Source organism: Alloalcanivorax xenomutans (assembly GCF_032810065.1).
In the GTDB taxonomy this organism is placed as follows: Bacteria; Pseudomonadota; Gammaproteobacteria; order Pseudomonadales; family Alcanivoracaceae; genus Alloalcanivorax; species Alloalcanivorax xenomutans.
Map to the genome: position 1 here is coordinate 3,910,177 of NZ_CP136538.1, position 26,099 is coordinate 3,936,275.

The 26,099-nt window shown below is 61.4% G+C and carries 25 protein-coding genes; 6 read left to right on the forward strand and 19 right to left on the reverse strand.

From position 1 onward, the window contains the following. Positions 1 to 381 (reverse strand): VOC family protein, encoded by a 381-nt coding sequence (locus tag RYH70_RS18105; protein WP_284455478.1) that lies wholly within the window; start codon positions 379 to 381, stop codon positions 1 to 3. Positions 382 to 771: 390 nt separating this feature from the next. Here RYH70_RS18105 and RYH70_RS18110 point away from each other — a divergent pair, with 390 nt between their 5' ends. From RYH70_RS18110 to RYH70_RS18130, 5 genes are all read left to right on the forward strand, one after another. Beyond that, complete coding sequence (locus tag RYH70_RS18110; RefSeq protein ID WP_022993584.1) at positions 772 to 1,611, forward strand: sulfite exporter TauE/SafE family protein; 840 nt, start codon at positions 772 to 774, stop codon at positions 1,609 to 1,611. A 24-nt stretch (positions 1,612 to 1,635) separates the two neighbouring features. Next, positions 1,636 to 3,228: a gamma-glutamyltransferase family protein gene (locus RYH70_RS18115; RefSeq protein WP_284455479.1), complete on the forward strand. Its 1,593-nt coding sequence runs from the start codon at positions 1,636 to 1,638 to the stop codon at positions 3,226 to 3,228. 492 nt (positions 3,229 to 3,720) lie between these two features. After that, positions 3,721 to 4,890, forward strand: coding sequence for an amidase (locus RYH70_RS18120; RefSeq protein WP_317009470.1), 1,170 nt, complete (start codon positions 3,721 to 3,723; stop codon positions 4,888 to 4,890). Positions 4,891 to 4,929: 39 nt separating this feature from the next. Next, complete coding sequence (gene hpxZ / locus RYH70_RS18125) at positions 4,930 to 5,313, forward strand: oxalurate catabolism protein HpxZ (RefSeq protein ID WP_022993587.1); 384 nt, start codon at positions 4,930 to 4,932, stop codon at positions 5,311 to 5,313. A 5-nt stretch (positions 5,314 to 5,318) separates the two neighbouring features. Next, positions 5,319 to 6,047, forward strand: coding sequence for a GntR family transcriptional regulator (locus RYH70_RS18130; RefSeq protein ID WP_317009471.1), 729 nt, complete (start codon positions 5,319 to 5,321; stop codon positions 6,045 to 6,047). Here the strand turns inward: RYH70_RS18130 and RYH70_RS18135 are convergent. The 16 genes from RYH70_RS18135 to wrbA form a co-directional block, all read right to left on the reverse strand. Next, positions 6,032 to 7,060, reverse strand: a complete 1,029-nt coding sequence (locus RYH70_RS18135; protein ID WP_317009472.1) for an ABC transporter substrate-binding protein — start codon at positions 7,058 to 7,060, stop codon at positions 6,032 to 6,034. The genes RYH70_RS18130 and RYH70_RS18135 overlap by 16 nt on opposite strands. Positions 7,061 to 7,074: 14 nt before the next feature. Further along, the gene (locus RYH70_RS18140) at positions 7,075 to 7,893 is read right to left on the reverse strand and encodes a creatininase family protein (protein WP_097058662.1); all 819 of its coding nucleotides are present in this window, start codon (positions 7,891 to 7,893) and stop codon (positions 7,075 to 7,077) included. Then, positions 7,890 to 9,242: an FAD-binding oxidoreductase gene (locus RYH70_RS18145; RefSeq protein WP_022993591.1), complete on the reverse strand. Its 1,353-nt coding sequence runs from the start codon at positions 9,240 to 9,242 to the stop codon at positions 7,890 to 7,892. Before RYH70_RS18145 ends, RYH70_RS18140 begins: the two co-directional genes overlap by 4 nt. Before the next feature lie 23 nt (positions 9,243 to 9,265). After that, positions 9,266 to 10,069: an ABC transporter permease gene (locus tag RYH70_RS18150; protein ID WP_022993592.1), complete on the reverse strand. Its 804-nt coding sequence runs from the start codon at positions 10,067 to 10,069 to the stop codon at positions 9,266 to 9,268. After that, positions 10,069 to 10,941, reverse strand: coding sequence for an ABC transporter ATP-binding protein (locus RYH70_RS18155; protein WP_022993593.1), 873 nt, complete (start codon positions 10,939 to 10,941; stop codon positions 10,069 to 10,071). The genes RYH70_RS18150 and RYH70_RS18155 overlap by 1 nt, the downstream gene beginning before the upstream one ends. 19 nt (positions 10,942 to 10,960) lie before the next feature. Next, positions 10,961 to 12,589, reverse strand: a complete 1,629-nt coding sequence (locus RYH70_RS18160; RefSeq protein WP_317009473.1) for a CocE/NonD family hydrolase — start codon at positions 12,587 to 12,589, stop codon at positions 10,961 to 10,963. Continuing rightward, positions 12,586 to 13,011 carry a cupin domain-containing protein gene (locus RYH70_RS18165; protein WP_022993595.1) on the reverse strand — a complete coding sequence of 142 codons (426 nt, stop codon included), beginning with the start codon at positions 13,009 to 13,011 and terminating at the stop codon, positions 12,586 to 12,588. Before RYH70_RS18165 ends, RYH70_RS18160 begins: the two co-directional genes overlap by 4 nt. Further along, positions 13,008 to 13,802: a cysteine hydrolase family protein gene (locus RYH70_RS18170; RefSeq protein WP_317009474.1), complete on the reverse strand. Its 795-nt coding sequence runs from the start codon at positions 13,800 to 13,802 to the stop codon at positions 13,008 to 13,010. Before RYH70_RS18170 ends, RYH70_RS18165 begins: the two co-directional genes overlap by 4 nt. A gap of 93 nt (positions 13,803 to 13,895) precedes the next feature. Continuing rightward, positions 13,896 to 14,954: a porin gene (locus tag RYH70_RS18175; protein ID WP_022993597.1), complete on the reverse strand. Its 1,059-nt coding sequence runs from the start codon at positions 14,952 to 14,954 to the stop codon at positions 13,896 to 13,898. Positions 14,955 to 15,512: 558 nt separating this feature from the next. Then, positions 15,513 to 16,496, reverse strand: coding sequence for a Rieske 2Fe-2S domain-containing protein (locus RYH70_RS18180; RefSeq protein WP_022993598.1), 984 nt, complete (start codon positions 16,494 to 16,496; stop codon positions 15,513 to 15,515). Between the two features lie 5 nt (positions 16,497 to 16,501). Then, the gene (locus RYH70_RS18185; protein WP_317009475.1) at positions 16,502 to 17,719 is read right to left on the reverse strand and encodes an MFS transporter; all 1,218 of its coding nucleotides are present in this window, start codon (positions 17,717 to 17,719) and stop codon (positions 16,502 to 16,504) included. Next, a complete protein-coding gene (locus tag RYH70_RS18190; RefSeq protein ID WP_233917915.1) occupies positions 17,719 to 19,080 on the reverse strand; it encodes an amidohydrolase family protein in 1,362 nt (453 codons plus the stop codon). The genes RYH70_RS18185 and RYH70_RS18190 overlap by 1 nt, the downstream gene beginning before the upstream one ends. After that, positions 19,077 to 20,123: an aromatic ring-hydroxylating dioxygenase subunit alpha gene (locus RYH70_RS18195; RefSeq protein WP_317009476.1), complete on the reverse strand. Its 1,047-nt coding sequence runs from the start codon at positions 20,121 to 20,123 to the stop codon at positions 19,077 to 19,079. Before RYH70_RS18195 ends, RYH70_RS18190 begins: the two co-directional genes overlap by 4 nt. A gap of 220 nt (positions 20,124 to 20,343) precedes the next feature. After that, positions 20,344 to 21,360 carry an ABC transporter substrate-binding protein gene (locus tag RYH70_RS18200; RefSeq protein WP_317009477.1) on the reverse strand — a complete coding sequence of 339 codons (1,017 nt, stop codon included), beginning with the start codon at positions 21,358 to 21,360 and terminating at the stop codon, positions 20,344 to 20,346. A 32-nt stretch (positions 21,361 to 21,392) separates the two neighbouring features. After that, a complete protein-coding gene (locus RYH70_RS18205) occupies positions 21,393 to 22,400 on the reverse strand; it encodes an ABC transporter substrate-binding protein (protein WP_022993603.1) in 1,008 nt (335 codons plus the stop codon). A 108-nt stretch (positions 22,401 to 22,508) separates the two neighbouring features. Then, positions 22,509 to 23,183 carry an NAD(P)H:quinone oxidoreductase gene (wrbA, locus tag RYH70_RS18210; protein ID WP_026948220.1) on the reverse strand — a complete coding sequence of 225 codons (675 nt, stop codon included), beginning with the start codon at positions 23,181 to 23,183 and terminating at the stop codon, positions 22,509 to 22,511. 223 nt (positions 23,184 to 23,406) lie between these two features. Here wrbA and RYH70_RS18215 point away from each other — a divergent pair, with 223 nt between their 5' ends. Continuing rightward, positions 23,407 to 24,648, forward strand: a complete 1,242-nt coding sequence (locus RYH70_RS18215) for an amidohydrolase family protein (protein WP_317009478.1) — start codon at positions 23,407 to 23,409, stop codon at positions 24,646 to 24,648. Here the strand turns inward: RYH70_RS18215 and uraD are convergent. Beyond that, a complete protein-coding gene (uraD, locus tag RYH70_RS18220) occupies positions 24,628 to 25,158 on the reverse strand; it encodes a 2-oxo-4-hydroxy-4-carboxy-5-ureidoimidazoline decarboxylase (RefSeq protein WP_022993606.1) in 531 nt (176 codons plus the stop codon). The two genes, RYH70_RS18215 and uraD, sit on opposite strands and share 21 nt — an antisense overlap. Continuing rightward, the gene (gene puuE, locus RYH70_RS18225; RefSeq protein ID WP_055099509.1) at positions 25,151 to 26,056 is read right to left on the reverse strand and encodes an allantoinase PuuE; all 906 of its coding nucleotides are present in this window, start codon (positions 26,054 to 26,056) and stop codon (positions 25,151 to 25,153) included. Before puuE ends, uraD begins: the two co-directional genes overlap by 8 nt. Positions 26,057 to 26,099 lie beyond the last annotated feature (43 nt).

The window sequence follows — 26,099 nt, forward strand, 5'->3', positions numbered from 1 at the left end:
TTATGAGTTCCCTGATGGCTCAATGTCTTCACCGAACATGATTCGATGCCCCTCGGGCGTCGCCACGCCGAACTCACGCAAACCCCAGGGCTTATCGGATATTGCCTGGAAAATTTCGGCACCACGCTGCTGGTAGTCTCGGTAAATCTCGTCTATGCCCTCACAGTTTACATAGGCGAAGTACGAGTGCTCATGCGTATCACTGGCTGGAAGCTCGTCCGGGCAGTGCCCCAACATCACGTGAAAATCACCAAGACTCAAGAACGACCAACCGTCCACACGGAACCGGGCGGAAAACCCCAGTTTGTCGAGAAAGTAGCTTTCAGTCTTCTCAAGATCCTTGACCGCCAAAACATGCTGGGTGGCTTTTACTGCAAACACGGATGCCCCCGTTCAGAAGAGTGGATACTCAATAACCACTATTGGAATGCCGGACCGAGCATCCAATCAACTCACCGGCTTCGGAAGACAAAACAAAACCATAAAAGTCAACAAGTTACAAACCTCGATCTGAAGTCTACCCCCGCTTCTCTTGCCACAACGAAACACATTGCAACCACTACGCCGTGCCAAACCCTAAACAGCAATGCACAATATTGGTGCAATAACATGATATCGCCCCAAAATAGCCCATAAAATTCCTAAAAATACCTATAAATCAGCACTTTATTCTTGTATACAAAAATGGCATTCTGGCCAGAATTTCCTCGAAGGGAAATCAGGAGCCGCGCCCGGGAAGCAACCGGCCGGCGCAGATCAAATCGTCTGGGGATGATCGTGGAGCTTTTGAGTGGTCACAGTGTCGGATGGCTGGCCGGGCTGGTGGTGGCCCTGCTGGCCACCGGCATCATCGCCGGCCTGCTGGCCGGTCTGTTGGGGGTGGGTGGCGGCATCGTTGTGGTGCCGGTGCTGTACCACCTTTTCACGCTGCTGGGCGTGGACGAGTCGGTGAAAATGCACGTGGCGGTGGGCACCTCCCTGGCCACCATTATTCCAGCCTCGATCATGTCGTCCCGGGCCCACGCCAGGAAGGGAAACCTGGACGTCTCCCTGTTACGTACCTGGGGGCCCGCCTTGTTGGTAGGCGTATTGATCGGCATCGCCATCAGCGGCTATCTGCGTGGCACCACTCTGACCGCGATCTTCGCCGTGGTCGCTCTGCTGGTGGCCGCCAACATGGCGTTCCGCAGCAAGGGTCTGGCGCTGACCGACGCCCTGCCGCCGACCCCGTTCAAGCAGATCATCGGCACCCTGGTGGGCGGTTTCTCCACGCTCATGGGGATCGGCGGCGGCACGCTGAGCGTACCGCTGCTGACCGCCTTCGGTTATCCGATCCACCGCGCGGTGGGCACCGCCGCCGCCATCGGCATGGTGATCAGCCTGCCCGGCGCCATTGGTTTTCTGATCAATGGTCTTGGCGTGCCCAATCGCCCGCCGCTGAGCCTCGGCTACATCAATCTGGCCGGTCTGGCGCTGATCGTGCCAATGACCATGATGATGGCGCCAATCGGCGCGCGCATTGCCCACGCGGTGAACGCCAATCGGTTACGGCAGGTTTTCGCCTTTTTCCTTTTCCTGACTTCACTACGCATGCTGTACGGTTTGCTGTAACCGCCACGGCCTGGAGAACACGACATGTTGACGACCAAACGCGCGCTCGGCGGTGTCATGGTGGCACCCCATCATCTGGCCGCCCAAGCCGGCCGGGACGTGCTCCGCGAAGGCGGTAACGCCGCCGAAGCCATGGTGGCGGCGGCGGCGGCCATTGCCGTGGTGTACCCGCATATGAACGCCATCGGCGGCGACGGTTTCTGGATCCTGGGCGCTCCCGGCGAGGAACCGGTGGCGATCGAAGCCTGCGGAACCGCTGCCGCCGCCGCGGATGTCGACTACTACCGGGAACGCGGCCACGACAGCATCCCCACCCGCGGCCCGTTGGCGGCGCTCACCGTGGCCGGCACCGTCGGCGGCTGGGGTCAGGCCATGAACGTGGCGCGCCAATGGGGGGGCAAGCTGCCACTCTCACGCTTGCTGGAAGACGGCCAACGCCATGCCCGGGACGGCGTGGCGGTGACCCGCAGTCAGGAACAACTGACCCGGCAGAAGCTGCCGGAGCTGGCCTCCGTTTCCGGCTTCGCCGACACCTTCCTGGATCAGGGTCAGGTGCCGGTGGAAGGTGCCATTCTGCGGCAGCCGCGACTGGCCGCCACCCTGGAACGCATCGGGCGGGCCGGCACCGAGGACTTTTACCGGGGCGAGCTGGCCACCGCCATGGCCGAGGATCTGGCCCGGGCCGGCAGTCCGCTCACCCGCGAGGATCTGGCCGGCTATCAGGCGCGGACGTTACCGCCGCTGTCGGTGCGCCTGCGGGGCAGCACGCTGTATAACCAGCCGCCGCCCACCCAGGGCATGGCCTCGTTGATGATTCTCGGCCTGTTCGACCGGCTCGGGGTAACGGACGGCGAAGGTTTCGATCACCTGCACGGGCTGGTGGAGGCCACCAAACAGGCATTCCTGGTACGCGACCAGTATTGCACCGACCCGGCCTATATGAGCGAGGATCCGGCCCGTTTCCTCAGCCAATCGGATCTGGCCGAGCGGGTGCAACGCATCGACCGCCGGAGCGCGCTGCCCTGGCCATACCCGGCGCAACCCGGCGACACCATCTGGATGGGCTGTATCGACCGTGAAGGCCGCTGCGCCAGTTTCATCCAGAGCATTTACTGGGAATTTGGTGCCGGCATCGTGCTGCCCGGCACCGGAGTACTGTGGCAAAACCGGGGCATCAGTTTCTCCTTGGATGAAGCCGCTCTGCATACCCTGAAACCAAGGCGTAAACCGTTCCATACCCTGAACCCGGCCATGGCCCGCTTCGACGACGGCCGCACCATGGTGTACGGCACCATGGGGGGCGAGGGCCAACCCCAGACCCAGGCGGCGGTATTCAGCCGTTACGCCCTTTTCAATCAGCCCTTGCAACAAGCCGTGACCGCGCCACGCTGGCTGCTCGGTCGAACCTGGGGGGAACAAAGCACCAGCCTGAAACTGGAAGCGCGTTTTGACCCCGCCCTGGTGCAACAACTGCGCGACGCCGGCCATCAGGTGGAAGTGTTGGGCGAGGACTTCAGCGATACCATGGGCCACGCCGGCGCCGTGGTGCGTCATCCCAACGGCCTGCTTGAAGGCGCCGCCGACCCGCGCAGCGACGGCATCGTCGCGACGCTCTGAACGCCATCCCTTTTTGTAACCCTCTCGGGCGCCGCCAGGCGCCCTTTTTTTGGTTCATTGCCGTTTCAAGGGAAACGGCAATGCCCTCCATCATGGACAGCAAGACCACATTACGCCTTTGCAGGAACGCCGCTGTGGGAGCTTGCCTTGCAAGCGAGTGGGCTTCCGGGCCCCAAGATTCGCTTGCAGGCAAGCTCCCACAGCGGCTTCGTAGTCCCTTCTGTGCCAGCGGTCGACAAACCCACAACCATGCCCTTGATGGAGCCACTTTTTCCTGTCGTTCCGTCTAGCCGCTTGCCCCATTTCTGTATACATCCACGCCCCTCTGCCCCTTTACGGGGCCCCACTTCTCCCCACTGCCTCGCAAATCCGCATTTTTCCAGCACCGAAGGTTGGCACGAACACTGCTCCGTCTGCTTTGGACGTCCCAAGGTTCTCAAGGAGCACACCAATGCAAAACCTTCCCAGCCGCCAACATTGGAGGGGCCGGCGGTGATACTGGAAAACGGCTTTCTCGATTTCGACCCGGTGCACCTCGACGCCACCGGAGAGGGCCCGCTGCAAGGCCTGACTTTCGCCGTCAAGGACGTGTTCGACATAGCCGGCACCGTTACCGGCGTCGGCCAGCCGAGCTGGCGCGCCAGCCAGCCGCCAGCGCGACACACCTCTCCGATGATCGAAACCCTGCTGGCGGCGGGCGCGGAACTGATCGGCAAGACCCACACCGACGAGCTGACTTACAGCCTGGCGGGCCAGAACGCGCACTATGGCACCCCACCCAATCCGGCGGTGCCGGGCGCGGTGCCGGGCGGCTCCTCCAGCGGCTCCGCCTCGGTGGTGGCCGCCGCGCTGGTGGACTTCGCGCTGGGCAGCGACACCGGCGGTTCGGTGCGGGTGCCCGCCAGTTACTGCGGCATCCATGGCCTGCGTCCCACCCATGGCGTGGTGGACTACCGTCACTGCGCCCATCTGGCGGAGAGTTTCGATACCCTTGGCTGGTTCGCCCGGGACGCCCGGCTCATGGCCCGCATTGGCCGGACTCTGCTGCCCGCCGGCGACCGGCCCGCGCCGCGCCGTTTACTGCTGGTGGAGGAGGCACTGGCGCAATCCGATGCCGACGTCGTATCGCAACTGGAAGCGCGGGTCGGCAACGGCCTGCCCGGCGTGACCTTTGGCGGCAGCATCAGTGTTGGCAACCTGGACACCTACTTCAACGCGTTCCGGCCACTGCAAGCTTACGAAGCCTGGGCCCGCTTCGGCTCCTGGATCGAAGCCGAGCAACCGGTATTCGGCCCCGGCGTGAAGGAGCGCTTCGAAGCGGCGTCCCGCATCACCACCGCCGAGGCCGAGGACGCCCGTGAACAATGCCAGGCTTTGCGGACCAGGATCCGCGCCCTGCTCGGTGAGGACACCCTGCTTTGCCTGCCCACCACGCCGACCTCGGCTCTGCCTTTGCAAGCCGACCAGACCAGAGTGGAAGACATCCGCGGCCGCACCTTGCGGATGACGGCCCTGGCCGGCACCACCGGGCTGCCGCAATTGAGCTTGCCGCTGTTGCGTGACCGTGAAGGCCCGGTGGGTCTGTCATTGATCGGCCCGGCGGGCAGCGATCAACAGCTGCTGGATCTGGCGGCCCGCCTGCCCGAATTCATCAGCACCTGACGCGCCGGCCCCGAAGAGTAATAATGAGGAGTAGTAATAATGGCCCTGGAATTGGACCGACCGGACGTGGTGGCGGAAGTCAAAGCCGCGTTCCTGCGCTACGAGAAAGCGCTGGTCGAAAATGATGTGACCGTGCTGGACGAATTGTTCTGGAACGACGAACGTGTGGTGCGCTACGGTGCCGGCGAGAATCTCTACGGCTACCGGCAAATTGCCGCCTTCCGCGCGCAGCGGCCGTCCTCGGGATTGCAACGCCAGTTACATAACACCGTGATCACCGCCCATGGCAACGATCTGGCCACCGCCTGGACCGAGTTCCGCCGCCCGGGGAACCCGCGCATCGGTCGCCAGAGTCAGGTCTGGGCCCGCCGTCCGGAGGGATGGCGGGTAGTGGCCGCCCATGTGTCGTTCATGGAGGAGTAAGCGTCATGACACAACAGACTGTGCTCAGTGCCGCCGGCGAGGATGACCGTCCGCTGGCGGAGCAGATCCGGCGCGCCCTGTCCGATGAGATTCTCGGCGGCCTGCTGCCGCCGGGCACGCGTCTGGACGAGATTGCCCTGGCCCGCCGCTTCAACGTTTCACGTACTCCGGTACGCGAGGCCTTGCGGGAAATGGCCTCCGCCGGGCTGGTCGAACACCAGCACCGGCGCGGCGTGTTCGTCATCGAAGTGCCGGAGCAGCGGCTCAGCGAAATGTTCGAATACGCGGCGGAAATGGAAGCGGCCTGCGCGCGCATGGCGGCGCTCAATATGACCCGCGCGGAACGGGAGGACCTGCTCGCCAGCCACCTGGACAGCCATACCCATGTGGCCGACGGCGACGTGGACGCCTACGACGCGGCCAACCTGAGCTTCCATGAGAAGCTGTTTCGCGGCTGCCATAACAGCTACTTATATGAAACCGCCATGGCCGCCCGTTCCCGGGTGCTGGCTTACCGCCGTGCGCAATTCAGAGTGGGGGAACGTCTGGCCGCGTCCTTCACCGAACACAGCGACATCGTCATGGCCATCGTGCGCGGTGAAAGCGAGCGGGCCGCGCAGTTGATCCGGGATCACGTTTTGCACGCCCACCGTACTTCACAGGATTATCTGGAGACCCGCGGCGGCACCGAGACCGCCCCGGCCAGCCCTCCGGAGAATCAATCCTCCGGATAAAGCGCCTGCACGAAACGCAGGTCATAGGCTTTTTGATAGTCCAGGTCATCCGGCAAAGTGCCGGCATCGACCATCTGCCGATAAAACTCCCGCCAGCGCCGGTCGCTCATGATGCCGTACCGGCCGCCCTTGGCATCACCGGACAGCAGGATCCCCTCGCTTTGCATTTTATCGATGCTGTAAGCGATCAACGCGTCCTCCATCTGCGGGTTATCCGCCTTGATCAAGCTGTTCGCCGGCCGCGGATCCTCAAAGTAGGCTTTCCAGCCTTCCGCGGTGGCCGCCACCATCGCCTGAACCACCTCAGGGTGCTTCTCGATCATCTCGCGGGTGGTGTCGAGTGTCGCCGAGTAGGCCTCCCAACCGGCGTCCGCCAGCAACAAACTTTTTGCCGCCACGTTTTCTTTCCGCAGAAAGTAGCCGTCGTTGGTGATGTAGCCCTGCTGCGCGACCTTCGGATCCGTAATGAAGGGCCCGATGGTGTAGTCGTAGGGCTGTAGTTGATCATCGGTAAAACCGTATTTGGCCTTGAGCCAGGGCCAGTACGCCACCCGGCCGGCCGTGGGAATGCGGAGCCCCGCGCCTTTCAGATCGGCGATAGTGTGGTAACCCTGCCCTTCATGCACCATCAGGGATTGCGGATCCTTCTGGAAAAACGCGGCCACCGTCACCAGCGGCAGTCCCTGCTTCACCGCATTGAAGGATTGCAGACTGTAGCCCATGCTGAAATCGGTGGCGCCTCCGACCAGCAGTTGCACATTGTTGACCTGCGGGCCGCCCATTTTTATGGTCACATCCAGGCCGTGCTTTTGGTACAACCCCATGGCCTTGGCGGCGTAGAGACCACCGTGCTCAGCCTGGGCATACCAGGTGGTGGAAACCGTCACCGGGGTCAACTCCTCCGCCAGCGCCGTCACCGACAGGCACCAGCCCGCCAGTGCCAGAGCACCATCGAGCCACCATCGTCGTTTCAATATCGGCTGTTTCAGGGTCCGTCGCTTCAGCGTCGACATGCTATTACCCTCATTTAATCGTTCGAGCCCGGTACAGGCATGCGGAATCGGTGAATCTCCTCCAGCGCGGCAACCCAGCCTTCCACCAGAGAGGCCAGGACCGTCTCCCCCTCTTCACGACTGGAACCCTCCGGGTCCCCGACCACGCCGCTGGCACTGAGATCGTGGGTCAACCAGGCGAAACGGAAACGCCCTTCCGGAGTGAGCAGGCCATGATGATGCGGACAGGGATACTCCCCCACCGCCCGGTCCAGATGCACATGATCCGGCGTCAACGCCAGCATCAAACTGGTTTCCGCGCGGCCGGCGTGAATGCCTTCGGCTTTTTCACGCTCGGAAAGAAACTCCCCGGCTCGATTCGGCACCCCCCAGGTGAATACGGGAAACAAACAGAAATCCGGATACTCAGCGCGCAGATCACGGGCCACTATTTCCACCACCTGAGGCTGACCGCCGTGTCCGTTGACCAGAACCAGCTTGCGGAACCCCATGCGGTACACACTCTCGCCGATATCCCAAAGTACCCGCAGCAAGGTGTCGGCCTTGAGAATCACCGTTCCAGAGAATTGAATGTGCTCGTTGGATTTACCGCACCATACCGGCGGTAACGCGAACGCCGGCACCGACTCCGGCAACGCCGCCAGCGCCTTGCCGCTTACCTCGGTGGCAATGGCGGTGTCAGTGCAAATGGGCAGATGCGGACCATGCTGCTCGATGGCGCCAATCGGCAATACGATCACGGTGTTGGCCTTGTCCGGCAACGCCTCGATCTCCGGCGCGGTCAGGTAAGGCAAAAAACGGTGGGGTGGCACGCAGCCGTTCAGTTGACTCATGCCGCCGCTCCTTTTTCATCCCAGCTGCGCATCTTGCCAGGGTTCAGCAGCCCGGCCGGATCCAGCCGCTGTTTCATTGCCAGCTGTCCAGGATCCACGCTGAGCTTGCCACCATCCTCAAGAATATAAGTGTGCGGGTTGCTGACATGGACACCGTTATCCCGGTGATACTGAATGATCTCGTTAAGGCGCTCCTCGGAGGTATAGCGGATCACCTGCAAGCCACTACAAGTGACCGCGCCATCCGCCTTGAGGAATTCCAGATGCATCATCACTTCGTTACCGAAGTGCCGGTACATCTGCTCCACCTTTTCCACGTTTTCCCAAGGCCGGAAGCCACTCTGCAGGTAAGTGATATCCTTGTGCTTGCGCAGGATGTGCAGCGTGGTGTGATTCCAGGTGTGCTCCACCAGACTTTTGGCGGTGCCGTAGACCTCGGCGTTATCTTGCTGACGCTCGATGCGGCCGTTGAAGTTCGCGGCGATTTCCTCCACCGCCTCCATGGCGGCGCGGTTCACCAGACACAATACGGCGGTGCGCCCTTCACCCACGTCCTTGCCCAGACCGCACATTTGCGGCAGCGGATCCGCCAGCAGGGTCAACAGCTTTTTAATGACGCCGGTGGCCCGCCCCAGTGTCTGGCAAAAACGCACGCCCTCCATGAAGGAGGGAAAGCTGAGCACGGCCTCCTGCCAGTTCATCGCCGGTGTCAGCGCGAACTCCAGCTCGGTGATCACCCCGTTGACGCCATAGGCGTGGTACAGGTCGCGGGCCTCGGCGGAGCGGAATTCGCTGACTTCCGGTTGCTCGGCCAGGCTCATGGCCCGCACCCCCAGAACATTCCCGGGGTCGCCGATGGAACCGTAGGTGATCGAGCCGATACCGCCAAAGCCGCCGCAAAAGAAACCACCGGCGGTGGCCAACCGATAGGTGGATGGCAGTAAACGCAACTCCCAGCCTTTTTCCCTGGCCGCGTTGTCGATATCCACCAGCCGGGCACCGGCCTGGACCCGCGCCACGCCATCGGCGATCCACAGCACCTTGTTCAGTCCGCTCATGTCCATCAGCACACCGCCACGTAACGGCGTGCACTGACCGTAGTTGCCGGTACCGCTGCCACGCAGTGTCAGCGGCACCCGGTGGCGATAGCAGGCAGCAGCCACCCGGCGCACTTGCTCCTCACTGGTGGGGCGCACAATCGCGTCCGCCCGTTTGCCCTCCAACGCCTCGGTCAGAACCGGACTGAACCAGGAGAAGTCTTTGGAGTAGCGCTGCAAGGCGGTACTGTCGGTGATCAGTTCCAGATCACCCAGATCCGCCGCCAGCCGCTGCATCGTGTTTTGGTCCATTGCATGGCTCCCTATGGAATCGGTCATTGCTCTACCTTGAGAGCGCTTTCATGCCAGTTGCGCAGCACCCGGTCGGACAGCCACACCATCAGCGCGAACAACAGAATGCCGGTGACGGTGATCAGGCCCAGAGCGGCGAACATGCGAGGAATATTCAGGTTGTAGCCGGCCTGCAGAATCAAATAGGCAAGCCCGGCCTGGCTGCCGCCGGTGCCGGCCACGAACTCCGCCACCACCGCGCCGATCAGCGCCAGACCGGTACTGATACGCATGCCGCCAAAAAAGTACGGCAGGGCGCTGGGTATGCGCAGTCGGATCAGCTGCTGCCAGCGTCCGGTCCGATACATGCGAAACATACTCATCAGATTGGGATCCACGCTGCGCAGCCCCAGCGTGGTATTGGAAATGATCGGAAAGATCGCGATGATCACCGCGCACACGGTGAGTGCCCAAGTGGTGTCCTTGACCCAGATAATGATCAGCGGCGCGATGGCGACGATCGGTGTCACCTGCATCAGCACCGCATAGGGGAACAGACTCACCTCGATCCAGCGGCTCTGCACGAACAGCAGGGAAGCGGCGGTGCCTAGCACCACGGCGATAACGAATGCCAGCAACGTCACCTTCAACGTCATCATCAGGCTGTGAAACAACACCGCCCAGTCCGTGACGAAGGATTTGGCGATGGCCACCGGTCCGGGCAGGATGTACACCGGCAACTCGGCGGCGCGCACCGCCAGCTCCCAAAAACACAGGAACACCACACCCACGAATAAAGGCGCGGCGATCTGGACGAACCGTTCATTCTGCAATAGAGGCTGTTTCATCAGTGGTCCTCCTCACCTTGAGCGCTGGCCTTTTCCAACGCCAGGGACACCCGCCGGCAGTAATTGGCGAACTCGGTGGACACGCGGAACTCGGCGCCACGCGGATAGGGCGCGTCGATCCTGACGTCCTCCACCACCCGGCCCGGACGCGCCGCCATTACCACCACCCGGTTGGAGAGATACACCGCCTCGTAAACGCTGTGCGTCACGAACACCACGGTCCAGCCTTTCTCTTTCCACAGACGCAGAACATCATCGTTGAGCCGGTTGCGGGTCATCTCATCGAGAGCACCGAACGGCTCATCCATCAGCAGCAGGTTCGGCTCCGTGACCATGGCGCGAGCGATGGAAGCCCGCATCTGCATCCCCCCGGACAGCTCCCTCGGGTAAGCGTTGCCGAACTTGCTCAACCCCACCATTTCCAGCGCTTGATCGATGCGGGCTTCCGAGGCCTCGCCATGTTCATGGGCCAGATCCAGCGGCAGGCGTACATTCTTGCGCACCCGCGCCCATGGCATCAGCGTGGCGTTCTGGAATACAAACGCCAGCTTACGCCCCTTCTGGCCCACCACCTGATAATCCTGTTCCCACCACTTCACCGTGCCGGATGAGGCCTCGCCGAGACCCGCCATCACCCGTAACAAGGTGGATTTACCGCAACCACTGGGTCCCAGCAGGCTGACGAATTCCCCTTCCCCGACGGTCAGATTCACTTCCTTCAGTGCCACGGTGCCGTTGCCGTAGACCTTGTCCACGCCAGCGACCTCCACCACCGGGCGGCCACCAAACGCCCGCGCCTGATCGTCCGTCTTCGTCGATGCCGTCATTGACACCACCACCTCATCACGAATCGCCTTGAGTTGTTTCACCATGAGTTTCCCTCCGGATTCGTCAGTCATTGTCCGTGGCGGATACCACGGGCAGCTCCAGCCAGCTTTCGCCGACATCGAGCCGCAAAGTCATGATCGGATAATCGCTGCAACGGATATCGCCCTGAACCCGGCCGGAGCCATCATTGAGCGCATAACCGGGATAACAGGCGCCACTGATGCTCAGGCGCAAACACTGGCCGGTGGCGATGGTGGCGCATACCGCACGCATGGATACGGTCACCACCCCGCCAGCAACGCGCGCGTAGCCCTGGGTCAGGTTGTGGCTACGCCCTTCCGGATCCACCACGCCCAGCACCGCGCACAGATCAAAGCAGTCCACATCGGCGGCGCACGACAGCACCACGCGCACTTCGCCAGCCAGAGCCAGAGGCGCGGCCAGGGCAGTAGTGGTGTAGGTAAGCACATCCGGGCGGGCATCCAGCGCGGTACGGTCCTGAATGCCCGGAGACGGCGGCAAGTGCCCCCCGTATGTCGGCACCGGTCGCCAGGGATCGTGCACCCAAACGTCTTCCGCCGGTTCCCCCTCACCGGGCCTGTCGCGCAGCAAGCCGCCGTGAGGATCAATACCCGCCCGGCCGTTGCTGGCCAGATACCATTTTCCCGCTTGCCGCCGTGGCCAGGCCGGAAACGCCTTCCAATCGCTCTCGCCCAGGTCATACAGGGAAACCGGCGGCTCCGCCGTCACGCCGTTGTTCTCGCCTTTGAGGAAAAAGTCGAACCAGCGCAATTGCAGATCGTCCACTGGGGAGCAGGCGCTGTCGCCCAACCAACGCTGCCCCACCTGGGGAATCCAGGGCAGATGCCCCCAAGGGCCCACCAGCAGCCGCTGCGGCTGTCGGCCTTTCTGGAAATGCCGATAGGCGGCGAGGGTGCCGGTGAGGAAGCTGTCGTACCAGCCCCCCACATGCAAAGCCGGGATATCGACACCGTCGAGCATGGTGCCCGGAGAGCGTCGCCGCCAATAATCACTGCCTGGTGGTTGGTCCAGCCAGTCGCCGTAGAACGTATCGGCAAGCGTTTCACGCAAGGCCGGTGCCGCCGGATCGACCAGTTGTACCGGGGAAGGAGCATGCCCGATGCCATAACAGGCGCTGAAGCCGTCGGCATCACCCCGCCGCCGTGCGCTCTCGGCACCCAGTTGCGCCGCCCAGCTCAGGGTGTTGTACAGTCGCAACGCGCCGCTTTCATAGGCCCAGTCCCGATCCAGATGAAAGGCGCACATGGCTGGCGCCATCACCTTCAATGCCGGGTGCCGGCTGGCGGCGGCGAACAGTTGGGTGGCGCCGTGGTAGGAAAACCCGTACATGCCCACGCACCCATTACCGCCGGGCAGCCGTGATACCCATTCCAAGGTGTCCTCGCCATCGTCCCGCTCATGGATGAACGGCTCGAACTCCCCTTCGGATGTACCCCTGCCACGCACGTCCTGAATCACCACCAGGTAGCCACGGGCGGCATACCAGCTCGGGTGGGCATAGGTCACGGTGGAGGCGATACGGCGGCCGTACGGCTGGCGCATTAGCAACACCGGGAAGGGCCCCTGCCCGTCCGGGCTGTAGACATCGGCGTCCAGACGAACCCCATCACGGGTTCGCATGCTCATTACCGTGGGCGGAATGGCGCTCATGATGACGCCCCCTTGAGCACACGCATGTCGTCGTCATCAAGCACATCGGGGACACCGGAGCGTATCAATCTGGAAAAATTCTCGTCCGGTACCATCACGGTAAGTGTATAAAAACGGCCCTTGCCGACATTTTCCACCACATGCTCGGAGCCGGCGCGCACTACCAGAGCGTCCCCTTTTCTCAATGTCACCCATTGGTCGTCGCAACGGGCGCGCCCTTCCCCTTCCAATACAAAAAAGAACTCGTCCGCTTCCTTATGCGTGTTTGGTGGCGTGGTGCCGCCCTCATCGAAAATTTCCACACAGGCGATGAAGCCCAGACCGTCGCCGGGCCCATCGCAGATCACCACCAGTCGGTTACTCTCCCCTTCCTTGATACGAAAAGCTTCAAACTGCTCGGGATGCTTGAACAGCGGCATCATGGTTGTGTTTCCTCCAAAGCCCGGCATACGTCGCTGGCCTGGGCGGTAAACCCAAATATCTGCCGCGTGTTGTACAAGGTGGCCTCCCAACAGAACGCCGGCGAGGTAGTGGCGCAGCAGTCTTCCAGGAAAATCGTGTCGTAACCGAGAAAGTTGGCGTCCGCCAGGGTATGCAATACACATTGGTCGGCGTTGACGCCGGCGAACAGGCAGGTAGTGATGCCCAGGTTGCGAAGGATCGAGTCCAGCGGCGTGTCCCAGAATCCACTCATGCGGAATTTGGCCACCTGGATGTCGGTCTGGTCCACGGCCAGTTCATCGACGACGGCAGCGCCCCAGCTTCCGGACTGCAGCACCGCGGCGCCGGTGGCCGGAACAGTATCGCCAAGCCCGACACCGTTACCTGATCCGTTGTAAACGTGCAGCAGAGCCGGACTTATGTTGCCGAGGTCAGGGCGGTTTCCCCAGTTAACCCAGACCACCGGCATGCCCGCGCGCCGGAAACAAGGCAGCGCCGCTCGCAATGGCTCGATCGGCGCCCGCGCCGGCCGGTAGTCCACGCCGATGTGATCCAGCCATCCACCGGCGCTACAAAAATCGTTCTGCATGTCCACCACCAGCAACGCGGTCCGGGACACATCCAGAGTAAGGTTCTTGGGCCGCGCCGCTATGGTCAGCGGACGGACACGATGACCCGCGCGGCTCAGGTCCGCGTGATCATCACTCACCCGCCAGCGGTTCCAGGGCTTGGCCTTGGCCGGCAGAGGATGAAGAGCATCCGATTGAGTCATGACACGACCTCGCATTCGCTGTTGAAAAAGAGCTCGCCTTGGGGCCACGATGCAGAGGGGCAACGAAGCCCCAAGACGAGACGCTCAAGGCGATCAGAAGCGGAACTGGGCCCCCACGCCGTAACTATCGGCATCGCCAATGATCTCAACGTCGTCATGCATGAAGACGGCATACAGGTCCAACTGCTTGGCCAGCGGATAGCTGTAAGCCACGGACCAGGTGTCGCGCTCCGTCTCCCAGGCTCCGGTGAAATCGGAGTAACCGTAGGAACCGAGCACCGAACCACCACCCGCCGGCACCGCGAAGCTGAAGACATAGGTATCGGTGTCCACGTCACCATTGAGGGTATCGGTGGCCAGGTTCTGGTACTGGGCAAACAGTTTGATGATGTCGAAGTCGTAGGCGACCCCGACCATCACCGCATCCTGATCGGTGGCGTCCGGAATGGCGCCGTACTCGCCGGCACTGACATCACCGACGGCAAGAGCGCCCTGTTTGACACTGTGCGCGGCGACAGTGGCCATGAACTTGCCATTGCGGTAAACCGCGTTACCGCCGACTTTGTTCTCGCCGTGTTCGTCTTCTTCTTCACCGAAGGCATACATAAGAGTGGCGGTCAGACCGCCCATCTCCGGAGTGGTGTAGGCCAGGGAGTTACTCCAGCCAGAGTCCCCCATGATCGGTCCGTAGTTACCCCCCTGGAAGGAATGCAGGATGGAGGGAGAAAAGGTGAAGGAGCCTCCCAGCGAGTTGCTGAACACCACTGGCAGGTAGTACGGCGCGGTGTTTCGTCCGGCCTTGAGAGTACCGAAATCGCCGGTGGCGCCTATATAAGCACTGCGAGCAAAGAATTCGTCACCACCATAGCGTCCGTCTTCGGCGTTATCCGGGCGGAAAAACATCTCGGCGGCGGCGATACCGGTAATCCCCGGCGTCAAATCCATACTGGCTTTGAAACCCAGGAACGAGGTGGCCATTCCCCCCGCGTCCATCTTGAGAGTGTCATCCCCCGTGGTTTTGTTACCCGCGCTACCCGCCCAGAGATCGAGCAGACCATAGAACGAGACTTTCGCCTCGGCGGACACTGGCCCGGCGGCGGACATCAGCGCGGCGGCACCCAGAACGATTGCAGCTTGCTTCTTCAGTTTCACGTCTATTCCTCGTTAAATCAGCCAGGACATACCCGCCACTCATGAGGCCGGTGGGCATCCGGTGATCCCGAAGGTTTCACCGTTCCCGTGACCGCACCTGCCTCCCTATGGCTGGTGTCCGATACCTAAAATGCTCTTCGTTCCCCTAGAGCAATGTGCCGGCCCCTCAACACAACGGCGCCGAACCCCGTTCACATGCGCAACCGAATCGGTCTTGCATACAGAACAGCGAAAACCTTTCAAAATGCATGCCACAAGGATTTAACGAGAAAAAACAACAGCTTATTCAAATTCTATTTTTTTCTTTTTTATTAACCTGACGGGAAAAACCAAAGACGCGCTCTAAAAGGGCAAGGCGCCGATTATTTCGCCCCACCATAGGGCTTTTTCATCTCCTTTCGCGCCCACAACCGATACCTTTTTTAGTTCGCCGTGCATACAAAAAGGCATCGTTACTTCCATCAACCGCCAGAGCCCTCATGAATCTTTCAGCTTTTTTTCCAGCCCAAAAAAAAACCGGGGCATACCCCGGTTAAAGAAAATAAGGCGGTGTAAAGACTACTGAAACGTAACCGCCCGCGTTTCGTGATCCTCTATTAAGGCCTGAATCATGCGCCGCATCACCAGCCCCGGCTTGTCCGACACCATGTGCCGCTCATCACGAGGGTCCAGAGGCACATCCGCGTCGGTGCTTTCAAGCACGTGCTTATCCTCCAGAGTCACCTTGCGGTCAAACGCCAGGATCGCGGCTTCATCAATACCGGTTCCATCATCTTCCTGAAAACAAAACTGCACCACCTGTGAACGGTTATGGGCCAGCGGTACCTGGCAATTGATGATCACGTGGGCGGGACCGTCGGCATAGTTGATACGCAACCGGCAAATAAAGGGGGCATACCAACTGCAATCCAGGAAGCGCTCATTATTGCGATCCTGGGCGTGATGGGCCTGCTTGACCCCCAATCGGCCGGTATAGTGAAAACCACCGGGAAACTCTTCGATCTTCGCGTCCTCGGCTACCAGATGTTCGGGGCTGCCGAAGGTGCCCAGATGCACGTAGCTGGGGTGAGCCATGTCCAGCTCGTTCTCCATCACCCGCAGACCGGAAACCCGCCACTCCTCATAAAACTCGTGGATCAGGACAAAGCTATCGTCCACCGCCTCGGGGAAATCCGGAATGTCGAACAAGGGCTGCTCCAGCGCCACCCAGGCGTAGCCGTATTTTTCCCGGCAGGAGAACGCTTTGACCCGGCGTTTCGGCCCCGGATCACGATCCGGCATCTGCGGCACCAGAACACATTGTCCTTCCCGGTTGTAGCGCCAGCCGTGATAAGGACAGGCAATGGCATTGTCACAAACTTCGCCAAGGGACAAGCGGGCGGTACGATGACAGCACCGGTCTTCCAGTGCCGCCGGAACGCCGTCGTCATCGAGAAACAATGCCAGCGCCTGGCCGAGCAACTCGAACCTTCGTGGCCCCTGTTTCAGTTCCGACATCGGCATAACGGGGTACCAGAACCGGCGAAATACCGCGTGCTCCATAACATTCACGGGGATATCTCCTTTATATCAACGGTCAGTGGGCCGGTTCCGCTCCGGTCCCTGTTCGGCGGGCGGAACGTCAGGCCGAGCAGGAACGAAGCCACCGTGGCCAGCAGTAAAAAGATCAGCGCCGCGGAAAAGCCAAAGCCATCCCGCAACACCCCGAACAATAAAGGTCCGAACGACCCCATCAGCATGCCGAACCCCAGCACCATGGCGGAAAGCCGGCCAGCTTCCGTCGGCGTATGGGCGTAATCGAGCGGCAGTGTCAACGCGAGGGGAAAGGAGCCACCCAACCCGAACCCGGCCAGCACCACCCAACTGGCGCCGCCCCAGGTTGGCGCCCAACATAAACCAGCCAGTCCCAGCGACAGCAGAGCCAAAGTCAGTGCCAAGGCCGGCCTCCGGTCCGGTTGCAACTGCGCCACGGGCGGCACCAGCAAAGCGCCAGCGATTTGCGCCGCGGTATAGGCCACCAACATGGCGCCACCCTGTTCCTGAGTCAGGCCAAGAGCCATATAGAGCGGCACCAGCCACGCTAGTAACGTCATGTAGGCCAGTGAACCGGTTCCCAGAAATAACGCCATTCGCCACCCAAGAGCACTGCGCCAGGGTACGCCGGCCGGGCCGTCTTCGGTGAATACCCTAAGGCGGCCGGGCCACAGCAGCGCCGCCAGCAAGGCGGGCAATGCCCAGATCGCCAGCGACGCCTGCCAGGAACCCAGGGTGCTGATCGCCAGAGGCGCGGCGAGGGCCCCAAGGGCCGCGCCCAGATTCATGGCAGTGGTATAGCCCCCCATCATCAACGCCGCCCGGGAAGGGAAATAGCGTTTGATCACCACGGGGATCAGTACCTGGCCACAGGCAATCCCCAATCCCGCCAGTGCCGTCGCCAAAGCCAGCATCGGCAACCAGTCACCAGCCCAGCGCAGGACACAGCCCACCGCGATCAGCAACAACGCCAGGCGCATACCGGCACCGACACCGAGCCGGGTGATCACCCAACCACCGGCCAGGGAGACCAGCCCCATGCAAAGTGTAGGGATCGCCGCCAGGGCACCGATCAGAGTGCTGGACAATCCCAGGGCCACCCGGATCAATTCCAGATTGGTTCCGAGCGTGGTCAGCAACGGGCGCAGATTGAGGCCCGCCAGCAGCACCATCAGCACCAGCCACCACAGCGCCGGAGGTCTTATCGGAGGCGCTTGCGGCATCCGCTTCATCAATGCAACTCCGCCGTGGCCCTGGCGGCCTGCTCCCGCAACGCCTCCATATCCAGGCCCGGAATAACCCCGTTCTCCACCACCGGTTTTCCGTTCACCAACAGGTAGCGCAACGATGCGGTTCCCCCGGCGCACACCGGAGCCACCGCCACATCGTGCACGCCGAAGTAGCGGGGCTGGTCCAGATCGTAAATCGCCAGATCCGCGGCACTGCCGACACTCAAAGTGCCGATGCCGTCCAGTCCCAGCACCCGGGCCCCGCCTCGCGTGCCCCATTCGATCACTTCTTCGGCGGTGACAGCGTCGGCGCCTCCCTGGGCGCGGTGCACCATCCAGGCCAGATGCGCTTCCTGGATCATGTCGGCGGCCTCATTGGAGGCAGCGCCATCCACCGCCAGCGATACCGGAATGCCCAGGCGCGACATTTCCGGAGCACGGGCGATACCGCTGCCCAGCCGGCAGTTGCTTTGCGGGCAATGGGCAATCCCTGTGCCGGTTTGCAGCAACAACGGCAGTTCATCGTCCGCCACATGAACCATATGGGCGAACCACACGTCCTCTCCGAGCCATTCGTTCTCGGCGCAGAATTGCACCGGCGTCATGCCGTGCACTTCCCGGCAGTAGGTAACGTAGTCCCGAGTCTCCGACAGATGACTGTGCAGCCGAACCCCCATGGATCGGGCGGCCCGGGCCAACTCCCTGAGCACCGCGGGATTCACCGAAAAGGTCGGCGTGGTCGGCGCCATCACCACCTGCCGCATGGGGTTGGCCCCCACCTGGTGATAGCGTTCGCGCAGCCGCTGCACATCGTTGATGATGTCGTCGACACTCTCCGATTCCAGATTGTTGGGATAGCCCGGGTGCCGCCCTTTCTCCGTGGCGCCGCCACGGCACAATACGAATCGCAATCCCAAACGGTCCGCCACCTCGAACAGCACATCCCCCATCTCACTGTCGAGGCCGGCGTAGTAGATGTAATGGTGGTCGGCACAGGTGGAGGTGCCGGAGAGTAACAGTTCCGCCAACCCCACCATCGCCGCGGTTTCCAGATGATGGTCACGGATACGGGTGAGGCGCGGATAAGGCACCGCGCCGAGCCAGCCGAACAGCGGTTCGTTGATACCTTCCGGCACCGCTTTCAGCAGACTCTGGAACAGGTGGTGATGGGTGTTGACCCAACCCGGATAGACCACGCAGCCGCGCGCTTCGATTACCCGTTCATCGGCGGCGGGGATCAACCCCGCCGCCATCTCGTGAATCACACCGTCACGGATACGCAGGTCCACCGCTCCCGCCCGGGCCTGATCCCCGGGCAGTCCGGTCATCACCGCTTCGGCGCCACGAATCAGCAGGTCGCTCATGAGGCCTTTTCCTTCATCGGAATGCGGGCCCCAGAAATGCGTGCTTCTTCCTCTCCAAAGCGGGCCAGCAACGCCAACAGCATTTTGCGCATCACCATGCCCGGCTGATCGGAAGGCATATGACGTTCCTCGCCACTGGCGGTATCCAGAGGCGCGTCGTACTCGGTGCTTTCCAGAACCCTTTTGTCCTCTTCGGTCACCTGACGATCGAAAGCGATGATCTGCTCCGCCGGCGCGTCCGCCTCGGAGTCGCTCCGATAAGCCCACTGACAGATCATGGAGTGCTCATCGTCGATTGGCGTGGCGTAGGTGATGATCGCGTGCACCAGCCCGTTGGGGTAACGGATATTGAGCTTGCGACCGAACGGCATGAACCAGTTGCTGGTCATGTGCCGCTCGGTGGTATCGCTGTCCATCTTCAACAGCTTTTTCTGCAACGGCGGGTTGTTCACCGGCGCCACGGTTTCAAAGCGAAAGCCAAAGTCCTCCTCGACGATGTTGAGCTTGGCCGGGATCGGCTTGTCGAACTGGCCGAAGCTCTCCCGATGCACGAAGCTGAAGTGAGCATTGTCGAAGGAATTCTCCATCAGACGCAGGCCGGCGGTGCGCCAGACTTCATAAAACTGATGGATCACGCGGTAACCGGGCTCGTCCGCCTCTGGTATGTGAGGAATATCGGTTAGCGGATCACCGAGGCACACCCACACGTAGCCGTAACGAGCCTCGGCGTTGAAGGCACGGACCTTGGCACGGCCGGCCGGGCGATCAGGCGTCTGCGGAATACGGACACAGCCGCCACCGCCGTCATAGGTCCAACCGTGATAGGGGCAAACAATGTTGTCGCCCTCCACCCAGCCCAGGGATAAACGCGCGGTACGGTGCGCGCAGCGGTCCTCAGCGGCGTGCGGTTTGCCTTCGGAATCGAGCCACAGCACCAGCTCTTCGTTCATCAGCCGGAAGGGCTTGGGGCCATCGTCAAGTTGTTCCAGTGGCATCACCGGATACCAAAAACGACGCAGTACGGGTTGTTGAGTTGCAAGCATGGCCAGTCTCTCCAGTTGGGGCCCGCTCCACGTCCGGTAGCACTGCCGTAACGGCAGCGGGCCCAGGCGAGGCAGCCCCCGCCCATTACCCCAGGGCCGGCTTGTCCTCTGATCAGGGTGGCGAGAGTCGTGCACCGCTTTGCGCCTCGCCACCATGGACACAAAGCGGTATACCGTCATTGAAAGAAATGTATGCAGTTACCGTGCCATCGGAACCCGGTTATGGCATCACCGGCGGGCTCGGCAGGAATTCCAGCCTATAAGCCTGTTTATAGTCCATATCCTCCGGTACCAACCCGGCCTTCGCCATGAAGTCGAAGGTGGCTTTCCAGCGTTCATCCGTCATCACTCCGAGCCCTTTGGTGGCGGCGTCACCACCGGCCACCAGGCCATACTCCTTGATCTTGCCAATGCCAAAGGCGATCTGGGCATCGGTCATCTCCGGGTTATCCTTCTTGATCAGGGCATTGGCCGGCGCCGGATTTTCAAAGTAACTTTTCCAACCCTCCATGGACGCCTGCACGAACTTACGCACCACTTCCGGGTTGCTTTCAATCATCTCCCGAGTGGTTTCGATGGTCTGAGCGTAGGGAGGATAGCCGTAGTCGGCGAACAGGAAGATGGATGGCTTGACGCCGCCCTGCTCCATGGCGAATGGCTCGGAAGTGACATAGCCCTGTTGCACCACACTCTTATCCGCCAGGAATGGCGCGACACTGAACGTATAGGGGCGGATCATATCGTCGGAAAATCCGAACCGTTGCTTCAACCAGGGCCAGAATGTCTGTTGCGCGCCGGAGAAGACGTACACCGGCTGCCCCTTTATCTCCTCCAGAGACTTAACGTGAGGGTGCGCCAACAAGGCCTGTGGATCGCTTTGGAACGGCGCCGCCACGGTCACCACGGGCATGTTTTGATTCACCGAATTGAGGTTGCGGATCGGATACCCCATGGTGAAATCCTGCCGCCCGGCAAGAAGAAGCTGCAGATTGTTCACCTGCGGCCCGCCCATTGTGATGGTCACATCGAGTCCGTACTTCTCATATATTCCGGTGGCCTTGGCCTGGTAGAAGCCACCATGTTCCGCCTGGGCGAACCAGTTGGTGCCAAAAGTGATCTTGGTCAGCGGCTGCTGCGCCACCGCCAGAGCCGGAATCAATAAAGCGCAGCACAGCAAAAACCCGCGCAGATGTTCAGCCGGAAAGCCCGTCCAGGCCTTAAGGGAAAATGCCATCATCGTTCTCCTTTTCACCAACAGAGGCAGGTGTCCTAGGGAAGTACCGGTGTTTGCGGCAGAAATTCCAGGGTGTAAGCCTTGTGGTAATCCACGTCGGCACCGACCAGGCCCGCTTCCACCATGAAGTCGAACGTCTTCTTCCAGCGTTCATCGCTCATGTAACCAATGCCCTTCTCCCCCGCATCCCCGCCGGTGACGATGCCGAATTCCTTCAACTTCTCGATACCGAAAGCCAGTTGTTCATCGGTCATTTGCGGATTGTCTTTCTTGATCAGGGCATTACCTGCTTGCGGGTCCTGCAGGTAACTCTTCCAGCCTTCCAGGGTGGCCTGGACAAATCGGCGCACCACATCCGGCTTTTCCTCGACCAGATCCCTGCGGGTTTCCAATGTCGCCGCATAGGGCGGATAACCATGATCCGCGAACAGGAAAATGTTCGGTTTGACGCCACCCTTTTCCGCGGCGAAAGGCTCGGAGCTGATATACGCCTGCTGCACCAGCTCTTTGTCGGCCAGGAAGGGACCCAGACTGAAGGTATAGGGCTTGGCTTGGTCGTCGGTGAAACCGTATTCAGCTTTCAGCCAGGGCCAGTAGGTGGTGCGCGCCGAAGTGGATATCAGCACGGTGTGCCCTTTAACGTCTTCCAGCGATGCCACCTGCGGATGGGCGATCAGTCCCTGGGGGTCCTTTTGAAAGGTCGCCGCCACGGTCACTACCGGGAGCCCCTCCTTCACCGCATTGATGTTGCGGATCGGATACCCCATGGTGAAGTCGTACTGCCCAGCCACCAGCAATTGCAGGCCATTCACTTGGGGCCCACCCATTTTGATGTTCACGTCGAGACCGTACTTCTTGTAAATCCCCGTGGCTTTGGCCTGATAAAATCCGCCGTGCTCCGCCTGCGCGTACCAGCTGGTGCCTATGGTCACCTTGTCGTCGGCTTGAACACCGCCCGCGACGCTCCCCACAATCGCCGCCATGACCACCCCCAGGCCAGTGCGACGATATCCGAACAGATGCTTTAAAAAACCGAATGACATGATTTCAGACTCCACAAAAAAGTGTTGATCGGCCCTCGGCTTTGTATGCAAGCAACCTTCGTGCCGCCTTTTTGCGGCCACAAAAAGAAGCATGAGGCATGCCCCTTTTCAGGGCTCCCGGTTGGCGCCGGCCAGTTCCACCGATGCCGGCTCCGGACGTACCTGCGCGGCCAGTCGCGCCACCCGCGCCCCCAGCGCGCGGGCAATCGCCTTCTCGTTATCGTCCACGGACAAAGTGCCATCGAAACCAGTGACCGCCGAGGCGCCATAGGGGGAGCCGCCCTTACGTGTGCGCACCAGCGCGGGAACACTATGCGGTACACCGGCAATGATCATCCCGTGCTGCATGAATGGGAGCAGCAGAGACAACAACGTCATCTCGTTACCTGAATGCATGCCACCGGTGGAGGTGAAAGCGGCGCCGACCTTGCCGATCAGAGCGCCTTCCCGCCACAACGGGGCCACTTCGTCAATAAAGGCGCGTAATGGGGTACTCATCAGGCCGTAGCGAGTAGGCGATCCCCAAACGATCCCCTTGGCCCAACGCAAATCGTCCGCCGTGGCGCGGGGCAGTTCACGATAGATTCGTTGTGCCTCCCGGTAGTCGGCCCGCTCACTATCGACACTGAATTCCGGCTCACTCAGTTCCACCCGGCAGAGCCGGACCCGGGCGCCACCGCTGCCCGCCCCCTCGGCGATTTCCCGTGCCAGCGCCAGGGTACTGCCGTAGCGGGAGTCGCAGATCACACACACGGTGGCGCCGTCCGGATCAATCGATGTCATGGCACATTCCTCAATAAAAAATGTATACAGGCAACTCCCATGCCATGGTGACAACACCCCGAATACTGATACAGCCTTGCCGAATTCATGCGTTAAATTTGTGCGCTCGCCCCTTTTTTGATCACTGTTTTAAGTCTTTTCGTCCACTTCAAGGAACCGCTTCCCTCGCTTCGTATCAAGCGATATGGTTCTCTCCTGATGTATACATTAGGGATTTCCGACCATGCCCAAGACTTTGCTGATCCGAGCCAGCCTGCTGACACCACTGGACGCTGACCGCTGGCGATACATCAGCGACGGGGGCCTTTTGATCGAGGCTGGGCGCATCGTCGACGTGGACCGGATAGAACAGTTCGCCGACGGCCGGGACCGCAACACTCTGGAGCTGGACGGCCTGCTGGTGCCCGGTTTCGCGGATGTTCATATTCATTGGGTGCAACATCATGTTCGCGGGCGCTTCCAGACCGATTTGATGGAATGGTTACGCGAACACATCTGGCCGGAAGAAGCCGGCTTCGAGCACGCCGGGCTGGCCCATGGCCATGCCCGTGCTTTCTTCAGCGACACGATCCGCGCCGGCACCACCCTGGGCATGGCCTATTCCAGCCCGCACGACGGCGCCCTGCGCATCGCCGCCGAGCACGCCAGAGGCGATTGGATCCTGGGCAACGCCATCATGGAAAAATCCGCCCCGGAGCCGCTGCGCAGGGCCAGCCCGGACAACGCCGAGGCCGTGGCGCCGTTATTGGAGGAACTGGGCACCGCGCGCTACGCCATTACTCCGCGCTTCGCTCTCAATTGCAGTGCCCGGCTGATGGGGGAGCTGGGAGAACTGGCGCGACGCACCGGCGCCTTCGTGCAGACGCATTTGTCCGAGTCCCCGCGGGAAATCCGTGAAGTCCGGGAAGCCTTCCCCGAAGCGCGGGACTACACCGACGTTTATGATCAGGCCGGGCTGTTGACCCCACGCACGGTGCTCGGCCATTGCATTCACCTTTCGCAGCGCGAGTACCACACCCTTGCCCAACGGCGCAGCTGGATCGCGCATTGCCCTTCAAGCAACGAGGCCCTGGATAGCGGCCGGATGGATCTGGAAGCGGTACGGCGGCACCGGCTGAGGTTTGCTCTGGCTTCGGATGTGGGAGCAGGGCCTAGCCACAGCATGCTGCACGTCATGCAGCGCTTTGTGGACCAGCATCGTGCCGCCGGCGTCCCGGTAACACCGGAAGAAGCGCTCTACCGGGCCACCCAGGCCGGCGCGGATTGCCTGGGGCGTGGCGGCGAAGCCGGCAGTCTGGCCGCGGGAAAAAGGGCGGACTTCGTTCTACTGCCACGCCCGGCGGGCAAAGCCGGTATCGAGGACTGGTTCGAGGAATTACTGCGCGGCGATGCCGCCGATCTGGAACGGCGCCCATTACAGACCTGGCTCGGCGGCACTCCGGTCTCACCCGACCCGGTCACATAAACGCAGTAACGCAATACGATTCACCTGCTCCACCGCGGCCCTGCGCTCCTGTTCCAGGTCATGCTCCAAACGGTCGGCAAAGGCCTTCAGAATGTCCCCACGGTGCAACCCTTTTACCGCGATGATGAAAGGGAAACCGAAACGCTTTTGATAGGCATCATTAAGCGTTTGAAACCGGGAAAATTCTTCCGGGGTGCATTGGTCAAGGCCGGCGGATGCCTGCTCCGCGCTGGAGTCCCGGGTCAGTTCACCGGCCAGCGCGGCTTTGCCGGCCAGATCCGGATGCGCTCGTAATACGCCCAGCTGGCGCTCCGGATCCGCCGCGCGAAATACCCGCGCCATCACCTCCGCCAATCCTTGCGGGGTGTCCTGCGGCTCACCGAGCCCCAACTGGTAAGCCTCTCTGGCAATCCATGGAGAATGTTCATAAACATCGCCGAACCGTTCAACGAAATCAGCCTCGCTGAGCCGGCTCGGGCGTGGGGTCAGACGGACGACGGTTTCAGCCATGGTGCTCCATCCAGTGTCGGGCAATATCGATACGCCGGGCGAACCACACCCGGTTATGAGCGCACAGGTATTTGAGGAAGCGTTCCAGTGCCGCGGCCCGGCCTGGACGCCCCGCCAGCCGGCAATGCAAACCCACCGACAACATGCGCGGCTGCTCCGCCCCCTCTTGATACAGTGTGTCGAAAGCATCACGCAGATATGTGAAAAACTGATCGCCGCTGTTGAAACCACCAGGGCTGGCGAAACGCATGTCGTTGGCATCCAGCGTGTAGGGCACCACCAAATGTTTGCGCCCGGACACGGTAGTCCAGAACGGCAGCTCATCACTGTAGTCGTCGGCGTCATAGAGAAAGCCGCCGTGCTCCACCACCAGCCGCCGGGTATTCGGACTGGTGCGGCCAGTGTACCAGCCCAGCGGCGGCGTGCCGGCGGCGCGTGTCAGCGCCTCAACCGCGCGACCGATATGTTCCGCCTCCAGCGACTCCGGCACATATTGATAGTCAATCCAGCGATAGCCGTGACTGCAGATTTCGTGGCCCTGCTCCACCATGGTGCGAATGACTTCCGGATGCCGCTCCGCCGCCATGCCCACGGCAAACACGGTGAGCGGAATCCGATAGCGTTGAAACAGCTTCAACAGGCGCCACACCCCGACCCGGCTGCCGTACTCATAGAGCGATTCCATGCTCATGTGACGTACGCCTTCGCGCGCGTCGGCCCCGACCATTTCAGATAAGAAGGACTCCGAAGCCGGATCACCATGCAGGACGCAATTCTCCCCTCCTTCTTCGTAATTAAGCACGAACTGCACCGCCACACGGGCTTCACCGGGCCAGCGTGGATTGGGCGGACTGGCCCCGTAACCGATCAGGTCACGGGGATAAGACGGGTTACTCATGCTTGCCTCCACTCTGGCATTAATCATGCATGTATACATTTAG